Below are 19,544 nucleotides of genomic sequence, written 5' to 3' on the forward strand. Positions count from 1 at the left end.
GTAGCTGGGTGAGGGGAGATTAGCTCCGCCCGCGCGATACCCCCTCACCCAGCTTCGCCTAGTCTCGGCTTCGCCTCGCCAAGGCTGCGCAACCCTCTCCCCCCCAAGGGGGCGAGGGAGTTTTCTATCCGCTTTTGCCGGCCTCAAGAAACGCTCGGATACGCAGCATTATCCCGTCCGGATTATCCAGCACCTCGTTGTTCCAGAACCGGATGACCCTGTAGCCCTGCTGGCTTAGATAATCGGTGCGCCGCTCATCGCGTGCCTGTTGCACAGCATGCTGGCCGCCATCCAGTTCGATGATCAGCCGTTCGGCGATAGCGACGAAATCCACCGTATAGGGGCCGACCGGATGCTGGCACCGGAATTTCACGCCATCCAGCTGGCCATTGCGCAACCGCTTCCACAAGGCGGTTTCCGCCTCGGTCTGCTCGACACGAAACCGGCGTGCGTTACGGATAGGCATGACAGGAAGTCTATTGAGAATTCCCTCGCCCCGGAAGGGGAGGCAGCAATCCCCCTTGACGAGTTCATATGTACACGAACAAACTTTGACCTCGCCGTTCGCCGGCGAAAGGATGTAGCGTTTCGCCGCCGGCCCCGTTACCGGGCGTCGTCTCCGGCACGATCTGAACAGGAAGACCGCATGCCCGATTCCACGTCCCCGTCCGCACCTCAATCTGTATCAGCCGCCGGCCCGAAAGGCGCCCCGAAAGGCGCACTGGTCGGCATCGATGTCGGCGGCACCTTCACCGACCTGATCCTGATCGATCCGGAGAAGGGCCTGCGCATCGCCAAGGTGCCGACCACGGTGCAGAACCAGGCTTTCGGCGTGATGGCGGCGCTGGAGAAGGCCGGGGCCGATCTCGCCAGCCTCGCCTCGATCGTGCATGGCACGACGACGACGACCAACGCGCTGCTGGAACGCAAGATCGCCAAATGCGGGCTGATCACCACCAAGGGCTTCCGCGACGTGCTGGAGCTGGGCCGCCGCACACGGCCGAAGCCCTATGGCCTCATCGGCAGTTTCGAGCCGCTGATCGCGCGCGAGAACCGCCTCGAAGTGGCGGAACGCATGGATGCGCAAGGCCATGTGCTGACGAAGCTGGACGAGGATGGCGTGCGCGCCGCCGCAAAGGCGCTGCTCGACCAGGGTGTCGAGGCGGTGGTGGTGCATTTCCTGCACGCCTACGCCAACCCGGCGCATGAGCGCCGCGCGGCGGAGATTTTGCGCGAGATCTGGCCGAATCCCTACATTACCGTCGGCAGCGATATCCTGTCCGAGTTCCGCGAGTATGAGCGCGGCACCACCGCCTCGGTGAACGCCGCCATCCAGCCGGTGCTGGACCGCTATATCCGCCGGCTGACCGACGAGCTGGCGGCGCAGGGCTATGGCCGCGACCTGCTGGTCATGCAGGGCAATGGCGGCACCGTCTCGGCCCGTATCGTGGCGGAGGCGGCGGTAAACACGGTGATGTCCGGCCCTGCCTCCGGCGTCATGGCGGCGGCCTATACGGCGCGGGGGGCGGGCCATCCCAACCTCATCACCTACGATATGGGCGGCACCAGCTCCGATGTCGGGCTGATCCTGAACGGCGTGCCGGCGGTCAGCGCCGAGCTGGAGCTGGAATACGCCATCCCGATCCATGTGCCGATGGTCGATGTCCATACCATCGGCGCCGGCGGCGGCTCGCTGGCCCGCATCGACGAGGCCGGCCTGCTGCAGGTCGGGCCAGAGAGTGCCGGCGCCAATCCGGGGCCGATCTGCTATGGCCGGGGCGGCACGCGGCCAACCATCACCGACGCCAATCTGGCGCTGGGGCGGCTGAATCCGAAAGGGCTGCTGGCGGTCGATTCGCCGGTCTCCATCGAGGATGTGAAAGGCGCCATCGCCAGCCATGTCGGCGCGCCGCTGGGGCTGGATAATGACGCGGCGGCGGCGGCCATCCTGGCCATCGGAAATATGAAGATGGCCAATGCCATCCGCATGGTCTCGCTGGCGCGCGGGCACGATCCGCGCGATTTCGCGCTGTTCGCCTTCGGCGGGGCCGGGCCGCTGCACGCGGTGGCGCTGGCGCGCGAGCTGGCGATCCCGACCGTGCTGATCCCGGCGCGGCCCGGCATCACCAACGCGCTGGGCTGCGTGGTGGCCGATCTGCGCCATGATTACGTGAACACGGTGAACGCGCCGCTGGAAGCGGTCGATATGGCGCAGGTGCAGGCGCTCCTGGAGGAGCAGGTGGCGGCGGGGCGCGAGATCATCGCCCGCGAGGGCACCGAGGTCGAAGAAATCACCGTGCTGCACGATGCCGATATGCAGTTCCAGGGCCAGACCCATATCCTGACGATCCAGGTGCCGGGCCCCGATGTCAGCCGGGAATATCTGGCCGAGGCATTCGCCAAGGCGTACTGGGAGCGCTTCGAGGTCGAGCTGCCGGAAATCCGCCCGGTGCTGGTCAATCTGCACACCGCCGTCATCGGCCGCCGCCCGGCGGTGCCGCTGACCGCGCTGGTCGAGCTGGAGCGGCAGGAGAAGACGGTCGAGGCCGCCATCGAGGACCGGCGCGCCGTCTGGTTCGCCGAGGGCGGCTGGCAGGACACGCCGATCTATCGCCGCGCCGGCCTGCCGCTGGGCGGTGACTTCGCCGGCCCGGCCATCGTCGAGCAGCTGGACACCACCATCGTCATCGAGCCGGGCTGCACCGTGCGGGTGGATGATTTCGGCAATCTGCTGGTCACGGTGCCGCCCGCATGATGAAAACCCTCAGCCCGGTCAGCTGGGCGGCGCTGGCCTTCATCGTGCTCGCCAGCGGGGCGCTGGTCGCAACCCTGATCTCGCCGCCGCCGGACCCGTCCGAGCATCCGATGGCGCCGCGCTTCAAGGGGCTGCATCAGGCCTTCGAGGCGGCGAAGCGCTGCGGCGGGCTGGAAATGACGCCGGCGGTGGCGAACCGCATCGGCGCGGCCATCGATGAAGCGGTGCAGGGCGCGCCCGGCACCGGCAGCCGGTTGGTATTGATCTCCGACGCGCGCGCCGAAATCGCCGCCGCCGGCTGCGATTCGGACCTCGCCCGTGCGGCGCTGGCGCAGTTCGAGGCCGAGTTGAAACCGGCGCTGGAGTAGGGTGATGATGGAAGCGGGAACGGCAGGGGCACAGGAGCAACAGGCATGAGCACGCAAATCGCGACACCGACACCGGCGGCGGAGGCCGTTGCCCTCGATCCGGTCACGCTGACCGTCCTGCAGGCCGGGTTGCAGCAGGTCTGCAACGAGATGGATCTGGCGTTCCAGCGCGCCGCCTTCTCGCCGGTTATCTCGGAGACGCTGGACCGCTCCGACGGCATCTACCGGCGCGAGACCGGCGAGCTGATCGCCCAGGGCGATACCGGCCTGCCGGTCTTCGTCGGCACCATGCAGTTCTCGACCCAGGCGGTCATCGCGCGCGCCCGCAACCCGCAGCCGGGCGACGTCTATATCGTCAACGACCCCTATATGGGCGGCACGCATCTGATGGATGTGAAGTTCGTGCGCCCCTTCTTCTACAAGGGGCAGCTCTGGGCCTGGCTGGCCAATACCGGGCACTGGCCGGATTTCGGCGGCATGGTGCCGGGCGGCTTCTCCGCCAAGGCGACCGAGGTCGAGCAGGAAGGCCTGCGCCTGCCGCCGGTGAAGCTGTTCAAGCAGGGCGTGATCGACGAGGAAATTCTCTCCATCATCTTCTCCAACATCCGCATCGCCGACCAGCGTATCGGCGATGTGAAGGCGCAGGCCGCCGCCCTGATGGTCGGTGACCGCCGGCTGACCGCGCTGCTCGACCGCTATGGCGCCGATGTGGTGGATGCCGCCATCGTCGAGCTGAAATCCCGCGCCGAACAGCAGATGCGCGCGAAGATCGCCACCATCCCGGACGGCACCTATGAAGGCACCGCCTATGTCGATTCGGATGGCGTGGTGGACGAGCCGCTGAAGATCGCCATGTCGGTGCGGAAAGCAGGCACCGACCTGTATTTCGACATGGCGGGCTCCTCGCCGCCCTGCCAGGGACCGATGAACAGCGTGCTGGCGACGACCAAATCCTCGATCTACCTGGCGATGAAGCACATCTTCCCGGATGTGCCGATCAATGCCGGCACTTTCGCGCCGCTGAACATCACCGATCCCGACGGCACCTTCCTCTACGCCAAATATCCGCGGCCGGTCTCCGGCTGTGCTGCCGAGGTCTCGCAGCGCATCGCCGAGGCCGTGTTCGACGCCATCGCCCAGGCAATCCCCGACCAGCTGTTCGGCGCGCCAGCCGGCACCAGCGGCAATTTCGCACTCGGCGGCCATGACCCGGCGACGGGCCTGAATTACGTGCTCTATCTGATTTCCGGCGGCGGCTATGGCGGCAGCCTGGAAATCGACGGGCTGTCCAACGGCTGCTCGACCATCGGCATCTCCAAGACCACGCCGCTGGAGGTGGTGGAACAGCGCTACCCGATCCTGTTCGAGGAATATTCGCTGGCCGAGGGCTCCGGCGGGGCCGGCACGCATCGCGGCGGCTTCGGCATCAACTACAAGGTCCGCATCGCGCGCGGCCAGGCGCGCGCCAGCTTCGTCATGGATCATGGCCGCACCGGCCCGAACGGCGCGCAGGGCGGCGAGGAGGGCGGGCGCAACAGCGTGCGCATCCGCTACCGCGACGGGCGGGTCTATGACCCGCCGCATCTCAGCAAGGACCAGGATATCCGGATATCCGAGGGCGACAGTGTCGAGGTCACGACGCCGGGCGGCGGCGGCTATGGCAGCCCGATGCAGCGCGATCCGGAGGATGTCGCGCATGATGTCCAGCGCGGCTATTACACCAGCGCCGAGGCCGAACGCCGCTTCGCCGTGGCGCTCACATCCGCCGGCGCGGTGGACGAGACCGGCACGGCGGCACTGCGCGCGGCGAAGTAGGGGGCACCTACTCCGGCGTTCCCGCCTTGGTCAGCGCCTTCACCGCGCCGTGCAGCGTGCGCAGCTCCTGCTCGGTGGGGGCGGCGCGCTGGAACACATTGCGCAAATTGCGCGTCACCGTATGGCGCAGATGCGGTTCGGTCATGAAGCCGCCGCGTTCCAGATGGGCGACCAGCCGGTCCATGAAATTCTCGAACTCCGCCTTCGGGGCGGGCATATCGGCGCCGCCGGCCAGATAGCGGCCCGGCGTGTCGTCGCCGGCCTGATACCATTCATAGGCCAGCAGCAGCACCGCCTGCGCCAGATTCAGCGAGGTGAAGTCGGGGTTCAGCGGCACGGTCAGCACGGTGTCGGCGGCGGCGACCTCGTCATTCTCCAGCCCGGCGCGCTCCGGCCCGAACAGCACGCCGCAACGCCTGTTATCCGCGATCAGGTCGCGCAGTTCGGTTCCGGCCTGCCGGGCGGTGACGATGGGCTTGGCCTGCGCCCGGCTGCGCGCGGTGGTGGCATAGACATGGTTCAGATCGGCAATCGCCGCGCCGACGCTGTCATAGAGTTTGGCATCGTCGAGCACCCGGTCGGCGCCGGAGGCTGCGGCCCAGGCGGCCTCGTTCGGCCAGCCGTCGCGCGGGCGCACCAGCCGCATTTCGGTCAGCCCGCCATTCAGCATGGCGCGCGCCGCCATGCCGATATTCTCGCCCAGCTGCGGGCGCACCAGAATGATGACGGGGCCAGGGGCGGGAGAGGCGGTAGTCATGGCGGTCCGGCCGGTCACGCCGCCGGGCGGATGCCGTCGCGCATCAGCTTGTAGGTGATGCTGTCGGACAGTGCATCGACCGAGGCGTCGAGGATGTTCGGCGAGACGCCGACCGTGGTCCAGCGCGTGCCGTCCTCATCCTCGGATTCGATCATCACCCGGGTGATCGCGCGGGTGCCGTCATTCGGCGTCAGGATGCGCACCTTGTAGTCCACCAGCTGCAGCTTCTCGAGGCCGGGATAGGCGGTAACCAGCGCCTTGCGCAGCGCATTATCGAAGGCGTTCACCGGGCCGTTGCCCAGCGCCACCTCGTGCCTTGGGTCGTTGCCGATCAGCACGGTGACGGTCGCCTCCGCCTCGGTCACCAGCTGGCCGCGCGCGTTGAAGCGGCGTTCGTCCATCACGCGGAACCGCTGCAGATCGAAGAATTCCGGCACATGCTCCAGCGTGCGCCGGGCCAGCAGCTCGAAGCTGGCTTCCGCGCCGTCATAGGCATAGCCCTCGAATTCGCGCTCCTTCACGATCTCGACCAGCCGGTTCACCTTCGGATCCTTCGGATCGACCTCGAAGCCGATCTCGCGGAAGCGCGCCAGGATGTTGGACCGGCCGGCCTGATCCGACACCACGACATGGCGGGCATTGCCGACCAGCACCGGGTCGATATGCTCGTAGGAGCGCGGGTCCTTCTCGATGGCCGAGACATGCAGCCCGCCCTTGTGGGCGAAGGCGGATTCGCCGACATAGGGCTGCTGCCGGTTGGGCTGGCGGTTCAGCCGCTCGTCCAGCATGCGCGAGGTCTCGCGCAGATGGCGCAACCCGTCCTCGCCGATGCCGACATCGAAGCCCATCTTCACGGTCAGGCTGGGGATCAGCGAGACCAGGTTGGCGTTGCCGCAGCGCTCGCCCAGCCCGTTCAGCGTGCCCTGCACCTGGCGCACGCCGGCGCGCACCGCGGCCAGGCTGTTGGCCACCGCATTCTCGGTATCGTTATGGCAGTGGATACCGAGCCGGTCGCCCGGCACATGCTTCGCCACCTCGGTTACGATGGCTTCGATTTCGTGCGGCAGGGTGCCGCCATTGGTGTCGCACAGCACGATCCAGCGCGCTCCGGCATCATAAGCCGTCTTCGCGCAGGCCAGCGCGAATTCCGGGTTCGCCTTGTAGCCGTCGAAGAAATGCTCGCAGTCGAACATGACTTCCCCGACCCGCTCGCCGGCCAGCTTCAGGCTGTCGGCGATCATCTCCAGATTTTCCTCCAGCGTACAGTTCAGCGCCGTTGAGACGTGGAAATCCCAGGTCTTGCCGACCAGGCAGACCGATTTCGCGCCGCTGTTCAGCACCGCCATCAGGCCGGGATCATTATCGGCGCTGCGGCCCGGCCGGCGGGTCATGCCAAAGGCGGACAGCGTGGCGCGGGACAGCTTCGGCGGGGCGGCGAAGAAGGCGTCGTCGGTCGGGTTGGCGCCGGGCCAGCCGCCCTCCACATAGTCGATGCCGAGACGGTCAAGCGCGCGGGCAATCGCAATCTTGTCCGGCACGGAGAAATCCACGCCTTGCGTCTGCCCGCCATCGCGGAGCGTGGAGTCGTAAAGATAGACCCGCTCCTTGGTCATGATCCGTCCATTCGTTTCCGGTAATCGAAGAGGGGCGCGAGCATGCCGGATGCGGCACCCCAGTGCAAGCAGATGGAGTGCAAGCAGATGGAGCGCAAGCGGCGGGATGGCGCAGGGGGCGGGTGGGGGGATGGCTGGCGCATTGGCGGTTGCCATCGCTCTTTGCGTCACCCCCGGTCTTGTGCCGGGGGTCCAGGGTGCAGCCCGCACGGGCGGCAGGGAGCACGCCGAGGCCTGGATTCCCGCAACAAGTGCGGGAATGACGGCCTGAGTGGATTGGCAGCTTGCGCTGTAATTCCTTTGAAAGCCCCCCTACTGGAACACCGCTTCCAGCTTCCAGCCCTCCGGGTCGGCGATGAAGGCGGCATAGTAGGTCGGGCTGTAGTTCAGCCGCAGGCCGGGCGCGCCGAGGTCATGGCCACCTTGCGCCAGTGCCGCCTTGTGGAAGGCGTTCACCGCTTCGCGGCTGTCCGCCTGGAAGGCCAGATGGAAGCCGTCGCCGGGCGGGTGCGCGCCGGGCCGCAGGAACAGCGCCAGCCGGTCATTCCCGCCGGGCGGGCCGTAGCCGGCGCCGCGTTCGTTCTGCCACAGCCGCACATGGCCCAGCGCTGCCATGACCGGATCGTAGAAAGCGATGGCGCGGTCGAGATCGGTGACGCCGAAGGAGAGGTGACCCAGCATGACGGCAGGCTCCGGTCAGGGTTCGAACTGTTCCTTCAGGATGCGCTCTTCCAGATTATGCTCGGCGTCGAACAGCAGCCGCACGCCGACCGAGCGGTCCTCAAGGATGGTGACATGCAGCACGTCGCGCACCTCGGTATGGTCGGCAACGGCGCTGACCGGGCGCTTGTCGGCCTCTAGCACGGTGAAGGTGACGGTCGCACCCTGCGGCAGCAGCGCGCCGCGCCAGCGCCGGGGGCGGAAGGCGCTGATCGGCGTCAGCGCCAGCAGATTGGCGCCAATCGGGATGATCGGGCCATGCGCCGACAGATTGTAGGCGGTGCTGCCCGCCGGGGTGGCCAGCAGCACGCCGTCGCACATCAGCTCGGCGACGCGGGTGACGCCATCGACATCGACCCTGATCTTCGCCGCCTGCCGGGTCTGGCGCAGCAGCGAGACCTCGTTGATTGCCAGCGCCTCATGCACCTTGCCGTCGGCGGTGGCGGCGCTCATCCGCAGCGGGTGAAGCGTCACTTCCTGCGCGCGGGCGATGCGGTCCGCCAGCTCCTCCTCGGCATATTCATTCATCAGGAAGCCGACGCTGCCCCGGTTCATGCCGTAGATCGGGATGCCGCGGTCGCGGAAGCGGTGTAGCGTCTCCAGCATGAAGCCGTCGCCGCCCAGCGCCACGACGAGATCGGCCCGCTCCGGCGCGATCTGGCCATAGCGGTCGGTCAGCGCGCGCAGGGCGGTCTGCGCCTCCGCCCCCTCGGCGGCGACGAAGCACAGCTTGCCCCTCACATTTCCGGCGGCGATGCCGGCGGGCGGCAGGTCGGGATTGGGCTTTGGCAGATCGTTCGGCATGGCATGGCCTGTGACGGAAACGGTATCGGTGCGGAGTATAGCCTTGAAAATGGCGATGAGTCGCCGCTTTCGCTTGCGATTTTCAGCAAGGTTTCCTAGGTGGCGAAGGTGGCTTTATTGCGCTGGAGAGGTTCTCATGATCCCGGTCATCGACATCGCGCCGATCTTCGGCCCCGCCGGCCCGGCGCGTGACAAGGCCGATGCCGCCATCATCGAGGCGGCGACGGTGCATGGCTTCATGACCGTGACCGGCCTGCCCGGTGGCGTGCCGCTGGGGGAGGAGGCGCGGGCTAGCATGATGCGCTTCTTCACGCTGGACCAGAACGCGCGCATGCGGCTCGCCCGGCAGAAATACGCGCCAGGCAATGCCAATATCTATCGCGGCTATTTCCCGCTGAAAGAAGGCGACCCGACCTACAAGGAAGGCATCGATCTGGGGCCGGACATCGCCGACCCCACAGCCATCGCGGCTGACGATCCGCTGCGCGAGGCAACGCCGCTGCCGGACGAATCCGATCTGCCCGGCTGGCGCGCCGATGCCGCCGCCTATCACCGGGCGATGGCCGGCGTGGGTGCTGCGCTGATGCGTGCCATCGCGCGCGGCCTCGGCCTCGATGAGGATTTCTTCGCCGCGCCGTTCCGCGACGGCGTGTCCACCCTGCGCATCATCCGCTACCCGGCGCGGTCGCCCGGCTCGCTGGCGGCACTGGCACCAGAGCTGATTCTGGACGGTGATGAGCGGCGCTACATCGTCGGCACGGCGCATCATGATTCCGGTTTCGTCACCCTGCTGAACCAGGATGCGCTGGGCGGGCTGCATGCCCGTGCGCGCAACGGAGACTGGCTGGATGTGCCGGCGCGCGAGGACGGGCTGGCGGTGAATTTCGGCCAGCTGCTGGAGCGCTGGACCGGCGGGCGGGTGAAGGCGACGGAACACCGCGTCGCCAGCCCGAACCGGGAGCGAGTCTCGGTCCCCTTCTTCTACGAACCCGCCGTCGATGCGGTGATCCGCCCGCTGCCGCTGGCGGGCGCACAGCCTTTCGAGCCCTTCGCCTATGGCGACCATGTCTGGAGCTGGATGAGCAAATTCATCGAGTTCCAGGGGCTGGAGGACAAGCGCCCACCGAAAGGTATTGCGGCCTAGCCCGCGTAACCGGCAGGCACCCCGACAACCGGGTGGTAGCTGCCGAAGCTCCAGAGATTGCCTTCCAGATCGCGCACCCAGTATTCGCGGGAGCCGTAGGGCGTGTCGTGCGGCGGTTTCACCACCTCGGCGCCGGCTGCCTTGGCCTTGGCGAAATGGCCGTCCACATCCTCGACATAGGCGTAGAGGCTGATCGGCGTGGAGGGGAACGGGTTGGCCGGGTCGGCGGTCTTCGCGCGTGAGGCCATCAGCACGAAGCCGTCATCCAGCTTCAGCTCGGCATGGCCGATACCGCCATCCTCGTTCGGATAGACGACATGCTGGGCAAAACCGAAGGCCCTGGCCAGCCAGTCCAGCGCCGCCGGCGCGTCGCGATAGGTGAAGACGGGAAAGAGGGTGGGGGAAAGCGCCATGGTCTGATCCTCCGTGCTGGCGTTGCTGTGACGCGGCGGAGGATGCCCGGTTTCAGCCCGGCGAGATTGGACGGATGTTACCTCGTCTAAACACCGGCAACGCCGCCGCCATCGGGCAGCAGCCGGGCCAGGTACTCGCCTGGCGTGCAGCCGGCGAACTGGCGGAAATCCCGGTTGAAATGCGGCTGGTCGTAATAGCCGCCGGCGAGCGCGATGTCGGCGCGGCCGTCATTCGCGGCCTCGCCCAGCAGTGCTGCCGTGCGGTGGAAGCGCAGGATGCGCGCCACAGTCTTGGGCGGCAGGCCGAAGCGCTGGCGGAACTGTACGGAGAGATGCTTGCGGCTCCAGCCGATCTCCCCGGCGAGGCCGGCGACCTCGCATTGCCCGCCGCTCTGTTCCAGCGCCTGCCAGGCCCAGGCAAGTTCCGGCGGCAGGGCCGGGGCGGCGGCGAGGCGCTCCAGCAGGAAGCCGTCCATGATCTGGAAGCGCGCGGCCCAGCCCGGCGCCTCCTGCAATCGCGCGACCAGCCGGCCGGACTCGGCTTCGCCGAACAGATCCTCCAGCGCCACCACCTCGTTGAACAGCTCGGCCAGTGGCCGGCCCAGGATCAGGCAGGCGCCAATCGGCGTGAAGTTCACCTGCACGCCTTCCTGCGCGCCGGTATATTCGGTCAGTGCCGACCGGTCATGCAGCCCGGCGATGAAGCTGCGGTGTTGGGTCCAGCCCGCCGCCTCGTCCAGCAGCTTCACGCCGATTCGCGGCCCCAGGCTGACGATCATCGGCAGGCCGGCGAAAGGCAGCTCCATCCGGCGCATCGGCGTCGCCGCCAGCTCGGCATAACCCTGATAGCCCGATATGTAAGCGGCAAGGCGCGGGTCGGGATCGCGCGACGCCATCTCCCAGCGATGGTCGCCATCCTGATGGGAGAGGGTGCGGATCGCCAGCGGCATGAAAACTCGCCTGGGTGGATTACCTGGGTGGATTACCCGCCGGTCACGCTCATGTGGCGCGGCACGGCGATATTGCTGCTGCTGCGGTCGATGATGAAATCATGGCCCTTGGGCTTGCGGCCGATGGCTTCCAGGATCGCCTCGCGCAGCGGCTCGTCGCTCTCGCTGGCGCGCAGCGGCGCGCGCAGGTCGGCAGCATCCTCCTGTCCCAGGCACATATACAGCGTGCCGGTGCAGGTCAGCCGCACGCGGTTGCAGCTTTCGCAGAAATTATGCGTGAGCGGGGTGATGAAACCCAGCTTGCGGCCGGTTTCCTCAATCTGGACATAGCGCGCCGGCCCGCCGGTCTTGTAGGCGATGTCGGTCAGGGTGAAGCGCTCCGACAGCTGCTGGCGCACCAGCGACAGCGGCAGGTACTGGTCCACCCGGTCCTCATTGCCGAGATCGCCCATCGGCATGACCTCGATGATCGTCATGTCGTAGCCGAGGCTGCCGCACCAGGCCAGCATGTCGCCCAGCTCGTGCTCGTTCACGCCCTTCAGCGCGACGGCGTTGATCTTGATCTCCAGCCCGGCCGCCTTGGCGGCGGCGATGCCGTCCAGCACCTTCTCGAGATTGCCCCAGCGGGTGATGGCGGTGAATTTCGCCGGGTCCAGCGTGTCCAGCGAGACGTTCAGCCGGCGCACGCCGGCGTCATACAGGTCGGTCGCGTATTTGCCGAGCTGGGTGCCGTTGGTGGTCAGCGTCAGCTCGTCCAGCCGGCCGCTCTCCAGATGCCGGCCCAGGCTGCGGATCAGGCTCATGATATTGCGGCGGACCAGCGGCTCGCCGCCGGTCAGGCGCAGCTTGCGCACCCCCATATCGACGAAGGAACTGCACAGCCGGTCCAGCTCCTCCAGCGACAGCACGTCCTTCTTCGGCAGGAAGGTCATGTCCTCCGCCATGCAATAGACGCAGCGCAGATCGCAGCGGTCAGTGACGGAAACCCGGAGATATGAGACGTCGCGGCCGAACGGATCGAGCATCTGGCGGTTACTCCCGGCGGCCCTTTGCGGACCGTCCTTGGTTTTCGGTGTCGTTTTCACTTTCGCGGCGCCTTCAGGCACCCTGGCATTACCAATTCCACCTAAGACTATAGGGTGCCTCGGGACGAATTTCATCCACAGCTTTTGAGCGGGCATTTACAAACCCCCTCCCTTGCCGCTGGGGCGGCGCTGGCCCATAGTCAGGGCATGCAGGAATTCGCCATCAAACCGAATCCGGACGACCCGCGGCTGAGCGAGCCGGTCAGCGGGCTGGACCATGAGGGCAAGCCGGTCGATATCCGCGTGCCGGTGGAACGGCCCCTGACGATCTACCTGAACAGGCAGGAGATCGTCACCGCCATGACCATTGGCGACCATCCGGATTATCTGGCGGTCGGCTATCTGTTGAACCAGCATATGCTGCGCCATGACGATCATGTCACCGCCATCGATTACGACGCGGATATCGAGACGGTGGTGGTGCGCACCGAGCGCGCGACCGATTACGAACAGAAGATGACACGGCGCACCCAGACCTCCGGCTGCGCGCAGGGCACGGTGTTCGGCGATCTGATGGAGCGGTTCGAGGAGATCGAGCTGGACCCGGATGCCGCCATCCGCACCAGCTGGATCTACGCCCTGTCGCGCAAGATCAACATGACGCCCAGCCTGTATCTCACCGCCGGCGCCATCCATGGCTGCGTGCTGTGCGAGGGTGACACGCCGCTGGTCTATATGGAGGATGTCGGCCGCCACAATGCGGTGGACAAGATCGCCGGCTACATGTTCCTGAACGGCGTCTCGCCGAAGGGCAAGCTGTTCTACACCACCGGCCGGCTGACCAGCGAGATGGTCATCAAGACAGTGCATATGGAAATCCCGGTGCTGATCTCGCGCTCCGGCTTCACCGCCTGGGGCGTGCAGCTCGCCCGGCAGGCAGGACTGACGCTGATCGGCCGGGCCAAGGGCAAGCGCTTCGTCGCGGTCTCCGGCGAGAACCGGCTGATCTACGATGCCGACCTGTCCGCCGTCGAGGAGGAGCCGAAGCACATGCGCCGCAAGGGGAGCGTGGAAGACGATGCCGCCTGAAAACGCACCTTACATTTCAGTTGTCGGGCTCGTGCTGGCCGGCGGCCTGTCGCGGCGCATGGGCGGCGGCGACAAGTGCCTGCTGCCGCTGGGCGAGAAGACCGTACTGGCGCATGTGCTGGACCGGGTGCGTCCGCAAGTCTCCCGCGCCATCCTGAACGCCAATGGCGATCCGGCGCGCTTCGCCGCCTATGGGCTGCCGGTGGTGCCGGATATCGTCGAAGGTTTCGCCGGGCCGCTGGCCGGCGTGCTGACCGGGCTCGACTGGGCGGCGCGCAACGCGCCGCAGGCAAAATGGGTGGCCAGCTTCGCCGCCGACACGCCGTTCCTGCCGGCCGATCTGGTGCCGCGCCTGCTGGAAGCGGCCGCCGAGGGAAAGGCGGACATGGCCTGCGCCGCCTCGGGCGGGCGGGCGCATCCGGTGTTCGGCCTGTGGCCGGTGCGGCTGTTGGGCGATCTGCGCGATGCGGTGGTGGTGCGCGGCATCCGCAAGGTCGATGCCTGGACGGCGAATTACCGGCTGGCCCGGGTCGAATGCGCCATCGAGGGCGGCATTGATCCCTTCTTCAACGCCAATACGCCCGAAGACATGGCGAAGGCCGATGAGATGCTTAACCATCTTTCCTTGGCCTGAACAAGGAATTGCGCAATTATTCCCCGAGCAGGAGTTATTTTTTCATTAGACGTGATGGGGAGAGCGTCGTCATGCAACGCGGCTTTCGATATGTTTCTTTGCGCCTGACCGCGATTGCGGTGGCGGCCTTTTTCTTTTCCTTGCCCGTGCCTGACGCTGCCGCCAACAGCAAGCGGCTGGTCACGGTGAACAATAATTCCTCGACCGAGATTCAGGTCCGCATGAAGCTGTGGCAGCGCGACTTCACGCGCCTCTCGGTGGGGCGCAGCCAGCAGTTCGAGGTGCCGGCCCAGTACAACACGGTCCAGGTCGAGGCGAAGAGCCGCAAGCAGGGCGATAATTGCTGGAGCAACGTGCAGGTCGGCGGCACGCTGGCGGTCGTGGACGGCAACCAGCAGATCGTCTGCCGGCCCCAGTAACGCGTTAAAAGTCACGCGGTCGTTGCAGGCGGGGTCTAGTTGCATGTGCCGGGCGCCATGCCCAGCCGGTCGCGATAGACCTTCGCCGCGCTCTCGCAGGCCGCATAATTCTCGTTGCAGTAATACAGCACCGCGTTACCGCCGGCCGGCATCACGTTGATCAGTTCGGTCGGCATGGTGCCGATGGTGCCAAAAACGCCATAACGCTGGAAGGCATCGATCAGGATGCCGGAATAGCAGCGCACCTGCTCGCGCTCGCCCGGCAGGGCCACCCGCTTCGTGCGCTTGTCGATGTCCTGCTGCACTTCCGACTGGCCCGCCGGTATCTGCTGCGCCTGGCCAGACTGCGGCACCGCCAGCAGCAAGGCCAGCGCGGTCGCGGTCGCCAGGGTAAGGGCGAAGGGCCGTTTCATATCGGTTCCTCTAAGGCCGGTGCAGGCTACCAGGCCGGATTCTGCCGCAGCATCGCGGTGATGTCAGCGGCGTCAATCGGCCGCGAGAACAGATAGCCTTGCGCATATTCGATACCGAGTGCGCGCAACTGTGCCAGCTGGTCGGCGGCCTCGACGCCTTCGGCGATCACATCGAGGTTCAGATTCTGTGCCAGCGCCGCGATTGTCCGTACGATCTCCAGATTGTCCCGGTTGGTCACCATGTCAATGATGAAGGACTTATCGATCTTGATCGTATCGATGGGAAAGGTCCGGAGATAGGCGAGCGAGGAATAGCCGATACCGAAATCGTCGATCGACAGCTGGATGTCCCGCCGCTTGAACTGTTCGAGAATATGCGCGGAACGCTGCGCATTCTCCATCAGCGCGCTCTCGGTGATTTCCAGCTTCAGATAGGACGGGTCGATCTGGGTTTCCGCCAGCACCTGGGCCACGCTGTCCACCAGGTCGGTCTTGGCGAACTGCCGGCTGGACAGGTTGACGTTGATCTGCAGCGGCGTCCGGTCCGGGAAATCCCGGTGCCAGATCGCGGTCTGCTCGCAGGCCCGGCGCAGCACCCATTCGCCGATCGGCACGATCAGGCCGGTCTCCTCGGCCAGCGGGATGAAGTCCAGCGGCGACAGCACGCCGCGGTCGGTATGGTGCCAGCGCACCAGCGCCTCGACGCCGACGATCTTGCCGGTATCCAGCGACACGATGGGCTGGTAGTGCAGCAGCATCTCGTCGCGGTCCAGCGCCCGGCGCAGGTCATTCTCCAGGTCCAGCATCGCCACTGCGCGCTTGTGCATGCTGGCGTGGAACAGGGCGACCTGTGCCTTGCCGTCGCTCTTCGCGCTGTACATGGCAAGGTCGGCATCGCGCAGGATATCCTCGGCCTTGCCATAGGCCGGATCCCACATCGCCACGCCGATGGAGGCGGTGCTGACGATCTCCTTGCCGTCGAGCTGGAATGGCTGGCTGACCGTGTCCAGCACGTCACCGGCGAAGGCCAGCGCCTCGTCCGGGCTCGTGACATCCTCCAGCAGAATGGCGAATTCGTCGCCGCCCAGCCGGGCGAGCGTGTCGCCGGCGCGGACCTTCTCGCCCAGCCGCAGGGCAAGCGAAACCAGCAGCTCGTCGCCGCGCAGATGGCCCATGCTCTCGTTCACGACCTTGAAGCGGTCGAGGTCGATCAGCAGGATGGCGAAGCGCATATCCTGGCCGGAGCGGCGGCTGCGCGCCATCGCCTGACGCAGTCGGTCGGTCAGCAGGGTGCGGTTCGGCAGGGCGGTCAGCGTGTCGTGCAGCGCGTCATGCTGCACCCTTTCCTCGGCGATCTTGCGCGAGGTGATGTCGGTCTGCGAGCCGGCGATGCGGGTGGTCTTCTGCGCCATGTCGCGCACCGCCTGGCCCCGGATCAGCATCCAGTGATAGCGGCCATCGGCGTGCAGCATGCGGTGCTCGCTCTCGAAATGGCTGCTGGCCCCGGCCAGATGCGCGTCGAGCTGCGCGGTGACCTGCTGCACGTCGCTCGGGTGGATGCGGCTGAACCATTCCTCCGGCGCATCGCCGATTTCCTGGTCGTTATAGCCCAGCATTTCCTTCCAGCGCCGCGAGAAGAAGATGCGGTTCTCCTTCAGGTCCCAGTCCCACAGCCCGTCATTGGCGCCCGCCGCGGCCAGCGCATAGCGTTCCTCGCTGCGCCGCAGGGCTTCCTCGCTCGCCTTGCGCTCGGTGATGTCGGAGAAGGTCGCGACGATGCCGCCGCCGGGCACCGGCGTCGTTCTGATTTCCAATGTCTGTCCGCGCTGCGTCTCGCGCTCATACACATTGCCGCTGCGCTTGGTGGAATGGCGAAAGGTCATCATCGCCAGTTCTTCCGGGTCGCCCGGTCCGTAATCCCCGCGCTGGGCGACATAGCGCAGCTGGTCGATCAGCGGCGTGCCGACCATGCGGAACTGCGGCGGCAGGTCAACCAGCTCGGCATAGCGCTCGTTCCAGAAGGTCATGCGCATCTCGTCGTCATAGGCGACGATGCCCTGGCTGATATTCTCCAGCGTGTTGTGCAGCATGCCGGCATAGCGCTCCAGCTCGTCCTCGCGGTGGCGCTGGTCGGTCACATCCGCCTGGACGGTGATCAGCCCGCCATCCTCGGTGCGGCGCTCGCTGATCCGCAGCCAGCGGCCATCGGTCTGCCGCTGCAGGAACAGATGACGGCCTTCCCGCGCGGCCAGCAGCCGCTGCGCAACCCAGGAATCGGTGTCGTCGATCAGGCCGTGCTTCAGCCGATCAGCGGCATCCGCCGCCAGGATGTCGCGATAGGGCGTGCCGGGATGGCACAGCGGCTCCAGATGCGGGTAAAGGGCGCGATACTGCCTGTTGGCCAGCAACAGATTGTCGTCGGCGTCAAAATAGGCGACGCCTTCATCGAGGCCATCCAGCACAATGTGCAGCAGATCGCTCGTGTCGGGCAGCGTCACAACCGCAGGCGAACGGTTGACCATGGGATAGCCGTGTTCCTCGTCATTCGGGCGGGCAACAGCGTACCCGTGTCCCAGCGATTCAATTTTTATAATCCATACTGGCTTAGAAATACTAACGAATCGATAAAATTTGCACCAGCCCAGAGTCAGATTTCGTCAGATTTTCTCTTGCCGTTCCAATCCTAAACGGCATCCGTGGCGGGGCGGTTGCGGAGGTGCCGGTAAAATCGCCACAACAGCAGCGCCGCCGCGCTGCGCTGCGGGCGCCAGTTCTGCGCCAGCAGATCCATGCCGCGCGCGTCCGGCCGCGCCGTCATTCCCTTCAGATGCTGTGCGGCAACCTGCAATGCAAGGTCGGGCGCCGGCCAGATGTCGCGCCGGCCGAGCACGAACATCAGATAGATTTCCGCCGTCCAGCGGCCGATGCCGGTGATCGCCGTCAGCCGGGCCATCGCGGCCTCATCGGGCATTCTCTCCAGGGCGTCGAGGTCGAGCCGCCCTTCCGTCACCTCTGCCGCCAGAATCCGGGCATAGCGCAGCTTCGGCCGGCTGAAGCCGCAGCCGACCAGCACCGTATCCTCGGCCGCCCCCACCGCCTCGGCGGTCACATGGCCCAGCGCGTCGGCCAGCTTGCGGCGGATCGCCTTGCCCGAGGCGACGGAGACCTGTTGCTCCAGAATGATGCCGAGCAGCGTCTCGAATCCCGGCTCGGCGATGCGGGGATCGGGCGCGCCGATCTCCCGCAGCGCCGCCGCGATATCGGGGTCGCGGGCGGCCAGCGCGGCCAGGTCTTCGGCCAGTTGCGCCGTCCGCTCCTCCAGAAGGCTCATTCGGCGATCTTCACCAGCGTCTTGCCGAAATTCTTGCCCTCCAGCATGCCGATGAAGGTGGCCGGCGCATTCTCCAGCCCTTCGGTCACGTCTTCCTTGTATGTCAGCTTGCCGGCCTTCACGAGCTTGCCGAGCTGGGCGACACCCGCCGGCCAGCGGTCATGCCAGTCGAACACGATCATGCCCTGGATGGTCACCCGGTTGGTCAGCACCGAGCGCAGGATCGACGGGCCGACATAGCCGTCGGGCATGTTGTAGTGCGAGATCAGGCCGCAGACGATCATCCGGGCGCGCAGGTTGAACAGATTGGCGATGGCGTCGGTCACCGGGCCGCCGACATTGTCGAAATAGACGTCGATGCCGTCCGGGCAGACCGCGGCCAGCGCCTTCGACAAATCCTTCTCCGCCTTGTAGTCGATGACCGCATCGACCCCCAGCGCCTCCTTCACATAGGCGCATTTGTCCGGGCCGCCGGCGATGCCGACGACGCGCGCGCCGGCCATCTTGCCGAGCTGGCAGACCACGGCGCCGACCGCACCCGACGCGGCGGAAACCACCAGCGTCTCGCCGGGGCGCGGCTTGCCGATCTCGAACAGGCCGAAATAGGCGGTCAGGCCCGGCATGCCCAGCACGCCCAGCGCGGTGGAGATCGGTGCGACATCCGGATCGACCTTGCGCAGCATGCCGCCCTCGACGAGGCCATATTCCTGCCAGCCGATGCGGCCCTCGACGATATCGCCCGCTTTGAAGCCGGGATGGCGCGAATCGACGACACGGCCGACCGCGCCGCCGGTCATGACCTCGCCGATCTGCACGCTGGGGGCATAGGATTTCGCATCGCTCATGCGGCCGCGCATATAGGGGTCGAGCGAGAGATAGAGGGCTTTCACCAGCACCTGCCCGCGTTCGGGCGTCGGCACCTGGGTTTCGACCAGCTTGAAATTGTCGGGCGTCGGCGCGCCGACCGGGCGCGAGGCCAGGGTGATCTGTCGGTTCATGGTCATGATGCGGCTCTCTTGTTTGGGTTCACTCCCGAAGGGAGCGTGTCATGGCAGGCAGGCTATCGCCGGAAGCGACCGGCGGCAATCGCGCGCAGGTCAATTCTGTCTTTCCCCGGCTTTGCGATGGCTGGCCTCGTATCGTCGCGGGCTGACATGCTTACTTTTGGTTTCCTCGAACCGTCATTCCCGCACTTGTTGCGGGAATCCACGCCTCGGCCCGCTTCGGCGTCGCCAGTGTGGGCTGGACCATGGACCCCCGCAATAAATGCGGGGGTGACGGATGGAGTGGGATG

At 66.4% G+C, this 19,544-nt stretch carries 19 protein-coding genes; 7 read left to right on the forward strand and 12 right to left on the reverse strand.

Annotated features, from left to right (window positions below):
* Window positions 1-124: 124 nt before the first annotated feature.
* Window positions 125-466, reverse strand: a complete 342-nt coding sequence (locus BKM74_RS03805; protein WP_086464363.1) for an endonuclease domain-containing protein — start codon at window positions 464-466, stop codon at window positions 125-127.
* A 180-nt stretch (window positions 467-646) separates the two neighbouring features.
* Between BKM74_RS03805 and BKM74_RS03810 the strand changes: the two genes are divergently transcribed.
* Genes BKM74_RS03810 through BKM74_RS03820 form a run of 3 tightly spaced genes read left to right on the forward strand, consistent with a single transcriptional unit; the run spans window position 647 to window position 4,938 of the window.
* A complete protein-coding gene (locus BKM74_RS03810) occupies window positions 647-2,755 on the forward strand; it encodes a hydantoinase/oxoprolinase family protein (RefSeq protein ID WP_086464364.1) in 2,109 nt (702 codons plus the stop codon).
* The gene (locus BKM74_RS03815; protein ID WP_086464365.1) at window positions 2,752-3,123 is read left to right on the forward strand and encodes a hypothetical protein; all 372 of its coding nucleotides are present in this window, start codon (window positions 2,752-2,754) and stop codon (window positions 3,121-3,123) included. The genes BKM74_RS03810 and BKM74_RS03815 overlap by 4 nt, the downstream gene beginning before the upstream one ends.
* A 45-nt stretch (window positions 3,124-3,168) precedes the next feature.
* Window positions 3,169-4,938, forward strand: coding sequence for a hydantoinase B/oxoprolinase family protein (locus tag BKM74_RS03820; RefSeq protein WP_086464366.1), 1,770 nt, complete (start codon window positions 3,169-3,171; stop codon window positions 4,936-4,938).
* Window positions 4,939-4,945: 7 nt separating this feature from the next.
* Here BKM74_RS03820 and BKM74_RS03825 read toward each other — a convergent pair whose 3' ends face one another.
* The 4 genes from BKM74_RS03825 to BKM74_RS03840 all read right to left on the reverse strand — a co-directional run bounded on the left by BKM74_RS03825 (window position 4,946) and on the right by BKM74_RS03840 (window position 8,832).
* The gene (locus tag BKM74_RS03825; protein ID WP_086464638.1) at window positions 4,946-5,695 is read right to left on the reverse strand and encodes an RNA methyltransferase; all 750 of its coding nucleotides are present in this window, start codon (window positions 5,693-5,695) and stop codon (window positions 4,946-4,948) included.
* A 14-nt stretch (window positions 5,696-5,709) separates the two neighbouring features.
* The gene (gene cimA, locus BKM74_RS03830; RefSeq protein WP_086464367.1) at window positions 5,710-7,308 is read right to left on the reverse strand and encodes a citramalate synthase; all 1,599 of its coding nucleotides are present in this window, start codon (window positions 7,306-7,308) and stop codon (window positions 5,710-5,712) included.
* A 312-nt stretch (window positions 7,309-7,620) separates the two neighbouring features.
* Window positions 7,621-7,989, reverse strand: coding sequence for a VOC family protein (locus tag BKM74_RS03835; protein WP_086464368.1), 369 nt, complete (start codon window positions 7,987-7,989; stop codon window positions 7,621-7,623).
* Window positions 7,990-8,004: 15 nt separating this feature from the next.
* Entirely contained in the window at window positions 8,005-8,832 is an 828-nt protein-coding gene (locus tag BKM74_RS03840; RefSeq protein WP_245825784.1) for an NAD kinase, read from the reverse strand.
* A 136-nt stretch (window positions 8,833-8,968) separates the two neighbouring features.
* Between BKM74_RS03840 and BKM74_RS03845 the strand changes: the two genes are divergently transcribed.
* Window positions 8,969-9,976, forward strand: coding sequence for an isopenicillin N synthase family dioxygenase (locus BKM74_RS03845; RefSeq protein WP_086464369.1), 1,008 nt, complete (start codon window positions 8,969-8,971; stop codon window positions 9,974-9,976).
* On the opposite strand, the gene BKM74_RS03850 is transcribed toward BKM74_RS03845, so the two are convergent.
* The 3 genes from BKM74_RS03850 to moaA all read right to left on the reverse strand — a co-directional run bounded on the left by BKM74_RS03850 (window position 9,973) and on the right by moaA (window position 12,364).
* Entirely contained in the window at window positions 9,973-10,389 is a 417-nt protein-coding gene (locus tag BKM74_RS03850) for a VOC family protein (protein WP_086464370.1), read from the reverse strand. The genes BKM74_RS03845 and BKM74_RS03850 overlap by 4 nt on opposite strands.
* 86 nt (window positions 10,390-10,475) lie before the next feature.
* Window positions 10,476-11,339, reverse strand: coding sequence for an AraC family transcriptional regulator (locus BKM74_RS03855; protein ID WP_086464371.1), 864 nt, complete (start codon window positions 11,337-11,339; stop codon window positions 10,476-10,478).
* Between the two features lie 32 nt (window positions 11,340-11,371).
* Complete coding sequence (gene moaA / locus BKM74_RS03860) at window positions 11,372-12,364, reverse strand: GTP 3',8-cyclase MoaA (protein ID WP_099045571.1); 993 nt, start codon at window positions 12,362-12,364, stop codon at window positions 11,372-11,374.
* A 207-nt stretch (window positions 12,365-12,571) separates the two neighbouring features.
* On the opposite strand from moaA, the gene BKM74_RS03865 reads away from it, so the two are divergent.
* From BKM74_RS03865 to BKM74_RS03875, 3 genes are all read left to right on the forward strand, one after another.
* Complete coding sequence (locus BKM74_RS03865) at window positions 12,572-13,453, forward strand: formate dehydrogenase accessory sulfurtransferase FdhD (RefSeq protein ID WP_086464373.1); 882 nt, start codon at window positions 12,572-12,574, stop codon at window positions 13,451-13,453.
* Entirely contained in the window at window positions 13,443-14,087 is a 645-nt protein-coding gene (mobA, locus tag BKM74_RS03870; RefSeq protein WP_086464374.1) for a molybdenum cofactor guanylyltransferase MobA, read from the forward strand. Before BKM74_RS03865 ends, mobA begins: the two co-directional genes overlap by 11 nt.
* A gap of 140 nt (window positions 14,088-14,227) precedes the next feature.
* A complete protein-coding gene (locus BKM74_RS03875; RefSeq protein ID WP_140056013.1) occupies window positions 14,228-14,506 on the forward strand; it encodes a hypothetical protein in 279 nt (92 codons plus the stop codon).
* Window positions 14,507-14,541: 35 nt separating this feature from the next.
* Here the strand turns inward: BKM74_RS03875 and BKM74_RS03880 are convergent, their stop codons facing one another.
* From BKM74_RS03880 to BKM74_RS03895, 4 genes are all read right to left on the reverse strand, one after another.
* The gene (locus tag BKM74_RS03880; RefSeq protein ID WP_086464376.1) at window positions 14,542-14,919 is read right to left on the reverse strand and encodes a hypothetical protein; all 378 of its coding nucleotides are present in this window, start codon (window positions 14,917-14,919) and stop codon (window positions 14,542-14,544) included.
* 26 nt (window positions 14,920-14,945) lie between these two features.
* On the reverse strand, window positions 14,946-17,441 hold the full coding sequence (locus tag BKM74_RS03885; protein ID WP_086464377.1) for an EAL domain-containing protein: 2,496 nt from the start codon (window positions 17,439-17,441) through the stop codon (window positions 14,946-14,948).
* 161 nt (window positions 17,442-17,602) lie between these two features.
* Window positions 17,603-18,250 (reverse strand): DNA-3-methyladenine glycosylase family protein, encoded by a 648-nt coding sequence (locus tag BKM74_RS03890; RefSeq protein WP_086464378.1) that lies wholly within the window; start codon window positions 18,248-18,250, stop codon window positions 17,603-17,605.
* Window positions 18,247-19,254: an NADP-dependent oxidoreductase gene (locus tag BKM74_RS03895; protein ID WP_176342384.1), complete on the reverse strand. Its 1,008-nt coding sequence runs from the start codon at window positions 19,252-19,254 to the stop codon at window positions 18,247-18,249. The genes BKM74_RS03890 and BKM74_RS03895 overlap by 4 nt, the downstream gene beginning before the upstream one ends.
* Window positions 19,255-19,544 lie beyond the last annotated feature (290 nt).

It is taken from the genome of Oceanibaculum nanhaiense, from assembly GCF_002148795.1.
In the GTDB taxonomy this organism is placed as follows: Bacteria; Pseudomonadota; Alphaproteobacteria; order Oceanibaculales; family Oceanibaculaceae; genus Oceanibaculum; species Oceanibaculum nanhaiense.